This is a genomic window from Pseudogracilibacillus amylolyticus (SeqCode) (assembly GCF_051918545.1).
Lineage (GTDB): Bacteria > Bacillota > Bacilli > Bacillales > Amphibacillaceae > Pseudogracilibacillus.
The window spans coordinates 1-4,063 of record NZ_JBPPZG010000285.1 but is presented as its reverse complement, the minus strand read 5'-3'; the positions used below and the strand labels follow the sequence as shown (position 1 = coordinate 4,063).

General features: G+C 35.1%; 2 protein-coding genes and 2 pseudogenes. All 4 read right to left on the bottom strand.

Features of this window, described 5'->3' with window-relative positions; genetic code table 11:
- The coding region (locus ACPYKA_RS19550; RefSeq protein WP_479543869.1) for an FtsX-like permease family protein at positions 1-392 on the bottom strand (392 nt) is incomplete at its 3' end.
- A complete protein-coding gene (locus tag ACPYKA_RS19545) occupies positions 393-1,148 on the bottom strand; it encodes an ABC transporter ATP-binding protein (RefSeq protein ID WP_479543868.1) in 756 nt (251 codons plus the stop codon).
- A 342-nt stretch (positions 1,149-1,490) separates the two neighbouring features.
- Positions 1,491-2,719 (bottom strand): annotated as a pseudogene (locus ACPYKA_RS19540) (ISAzo13 family transposase).
- 1,006 nt (positions 2,720-3,725) lie between these two features.
- A pseudogene (locus ACPYKA_RS19535) lies at positions 3,726-4,063 on the bottom strand (hypothetical protein); the annotation flags it as partial.

Here is a 4,063-nt window from a genome sequence, read left to right as displayed (position 1 = left end):
AAGAATTTGGATAAAACAGAACCAAGTAAAATACCAATAAAGAGGGCGATAATCCCCATTAAAAAGTTTTCATAAAATAGCAACCGACCGATTTGTTTCTTACGTACACCTAGTAATGAATAAAGTCCGATCTCTTTTTTTCGTTTCCTTGTAAAAAAAGAGTTTGAATACCAAATGAAAATGGCGACAAAGATGATCAAGACGACCGATGCAGCATTGAAGACAGAGCTAATTTTTTGCGATGATTCCGTTGTAGCAGCGATCGTTTCATCATATTTTAAAGAAACGAATGTAAAGTAAATCACAATACTAAAAATCATGGAAGAAAAATATAAAAAGTAATTGGTAAAGTTTTTTCTTATATTTTTCCCAGCAATACGGAACAGTGTCATTTAAATCCCACCTCCAAGTGAAGCGAGGACATCTAATATTTTTTGATAGAATTCTTGACGAGTTTGTTGTAATTTATGAATTTCAGCATCAATCTTGCCGTCTTTAATAAACAATATTCGTTTACAAAAGCTTGCAGCAAAAGCATCATGTGTAACCATCATAATAGTAGAGTGATTCTGTTCGTTTAACATCGATAAGCTTTCAAGTAAACTGGTTGTGGATTTGGAATCTAATGCACCTGTTGGCTCGTCTGCCAATATGAGGCTTGGGTTTGTAATAATCGCCCTAGCAGCTGCGGTTCGCTGTTTTTGACCACCTGATATGTGATACGGATATTTATCAAGTATTTCACTTATTCCAAAAGTCTCCGCAATTTTTTTTACTTGTTTTTCAATCTCACTAGTCGAGACTTTTGATAATGCAAGTGGAAGTAAGATATTTTCTTTAACCGTTAACGTATCAAGAAGGTTATAATCTTGAAAGATAAAACCTAGCTGATTTCGGCGAAAGTCGGCCAGTTGTTTTTCTTTCATGCCGACAATATGTTGGTTGTCGATGATAATATCTCCGGACGTTGGAGTGTCTATAGTAGATATGACATTTAATAATGTCGATTTCCCAGCACCCGAAGGTCCCATGATTCCAATAAATTCTCCTTCTTTAATTTCTAAATCAATATTTTCTAATGCTTTATAGACATTTCCCTTCGTACCAAATACTTTTTGAACATTATTTGTTTGTAATATTGTTTTCATTGATTAATCCTCCCTGTGACTACAAAGATGATTATACGCCCTGAACCTTACACCATTTTAATGTTAATCTTAAATAAACCTTAAATAAGCCTCTTAAAAATAATAGCAAACCCCGGAGTGGGATTTGCTATTTCGGATATCATATTTATTTTCCTAGATACTAGATCAGCTACTTAGGGATATTAAAAATAATAATAAGTCAATTTATTGAAAATTACGAATACAAAAACGGTGCTGAGTGGTTTTAACCGACTTATCTCTTTAAAAATGTCTGATAAAATGGGTGAATTTACCTGGTTTTCCCGAAAAAAAATATACTTCTCCCTTCCCCAATTTCAGCCTCTACACCTTTATACCCATTTGTAACGCTCTCTTACATTTATCTGGGTTTATCTCGACAAACCATTTCCCAATACCCTTGCTCGGTCAATCATCTTTTCATACTCTGCCATATCCTTTTTTTCTACCTTTATGCCCGTTTCATATACTTTCTCTACAAGAGTTACACAAGGGTTTTTCCCTTTCCAAGTCATACTTGATGCAAATCCCAATACAGCCTCCTGTGTGTCCAGAATATCCCCATTCCAATGTTGCTCCAAGATGCCCCATGCGCGTTCGATGGGATTATATTTGCTATGGTAAGGAGGGTAATAGGCTAAAATCACCTTTACGTCATATTTTGCGGCAAACTCTATGATTCTTTTCATGAATTGAGTTCTACGACTGTTATTTTCTGGTCCATTATCGGCATTGATGACCAAGGTGTCCACCTCATTTTGAAAATTTTGCTTGAGGAAGTAAGCCTCTATGCTGTCAACCATAAAATCAGCCGTCACTTTTGATTCCGTGAACGTAAGCTCTAAATGATCATTTGTCACGTCCAAGATTCCAAACGGAGTCAAAAAATCCTTGCTAAAATCATGATCGGCTGCTTGGACATTGCCTCGGCTCCTGCCACCTCTGGAAAACGGGCCAATTTTCACCTTATCTTTAGTATCAATGGATAATCGTAGAACGTTGCTTTTACCTTGATACCCATCGTGTACTTCTTTCAAGTTTTGAAAAATCGCATCCGTTTCTTCAATTTTCTTTAGTGGTTTTACTTTTTGTACTTTTTTCAGCTGATAGCCAAGTTGGTTTACTTTGTTGTTTAATGTTTGGTTAGAAGGTAACTCGTCATCTTTATATCCCTTTTGATTAATTAGTTGTTTTCTGAGTTCCTTTACGGTTATTCTTGTAAATAATCTAGTCGTATTAAAACTTGGATCAGTCTGACTTTGTGCGTCTATAATGTCTTTTATATCTTGTAAAAGGTTAGGAAGTTTGTCTTCTACTTTTTTTCTTCCTCTCGCATGAAAGTTATCTTTTATAGGAATTCCGGTTTTAAGCTCAAGGCTGCCCTTCCTGATGGTATCCCTGCTAACCTGAAACTCCCTGGCAACAATTGATTGACCGCCTTTCCCAATACTTTCTGCAGTCATGGCCAAGGCAATACGTTTATCTGAGCCTGTTAATTTGTTAATGGTCTCACGTAATACACCTTTGAAATTTAAATAAAAGTTCTGTATCATAGTATCCATATCCTTTGTTATGTTTTTTGTTTTTTCACTAATTACAATTAAAACATATTTCAAAGGGTATTTTTACGCTTTTTACCAAAATTGACTAGTTATTTTTTTGGACGTGCCTAAATCGGCCTTAGCGAAGAAAAGAGAACCATGATTCCATAAATAATCATATATGGTGGATAGTAGATTATGGTTTAGTCATTGCCATATTATCGGTATATATCTTTCAAATGAAAATGAAAAGTAGTAATCATTATATTTAATAATATCAATAGTTAATAAAGTATATGTGTGTATATTTACTCATAAAATTATGCATAAATTGCTCTTAATTGCGCGATAATTAAACTTAACAATTTACAGAAGGGAGAAAGTATGTATGCCTACAATTCGTCCTATCTCAGATTTGCGTAACAACGCAAATGAAATCTCCGAGTTCTGCCGTCGGGAACGGGAACCTGTATTTATCACAGAGATATGGTCGAAATGAGTATTGAGGAGTATGAGCGCCAAGAAGCTTTAATTGAGTGATATAGTAAGTTATCTGAAGTAGAGGCGGAAATTGAAAACGGTGCAAATGGTGAAGATTTCTTGAAAGTGGCTCAGAATATGAGGTTAAAGATTTGTGACAAAATATAAAGTGCTCATCTTTCCTACTGCAAAACGGGACTTGCGTGAGATTAATCGACTATATAAATGAGCAGTCGTCCATGGAAGGTACCAAACTGTATGATGAGATCGTAGAACGTGTGGCATCAGTCTTTCGTATTGTATGAACTTCTATCTTTCGTATACATCATTTTTGCTAATTGTCAAATATGACTATTGGAAAGATTGTGTTCATATACATTGTTTTTCTTCTAAAGAGAAAGTCATCAGCCTCCCGGTAGCAACAGCTATGATAAGTGGACGGAAAGAATTTGGTGACAGGACAGTTCTTGTGGTTTTTAACAAGAACTGTCCTGAGGTAAATATTTGGAAAATGATCTAGTGTCTTAATCTTGTTGCTTTAAATTATCTGTTCATTACTATATTCAAAAATACGAAATCCTAATGGAGAAACTTTTATCTTATCTAACGGTTTCAGTTGAATCGGCTTTCGTGAATGGACTGTATCTTTACTAGTTCCCACAAGTAATTCACTACAATATTTTTCAGGAAAATCTGGTAAAGCTAACGTCTGCTCCTCCGTACCATTATTTATAACAAAAAGGATACGCCGATTACCTGCTTGCTTTTGATAGACTAATGTATTTGCTTCATTATCGTACATAACGATTTGGAATGTACCATCATTTCCAAAAGCAGGGATAGTTTTTCGCATTGCAATCAGGTTTTTAACATACG

Bases quoted from the DNA above. Each gene is read 5' to 3' on its own strand.
- ACPYKA_RS19545 (WP_479543868.1), bottom strand. From the start codon at position 1,148: ATGAAAACAATATTACAAACAAATAATGTTCAAAAAGTATTTGGTACG.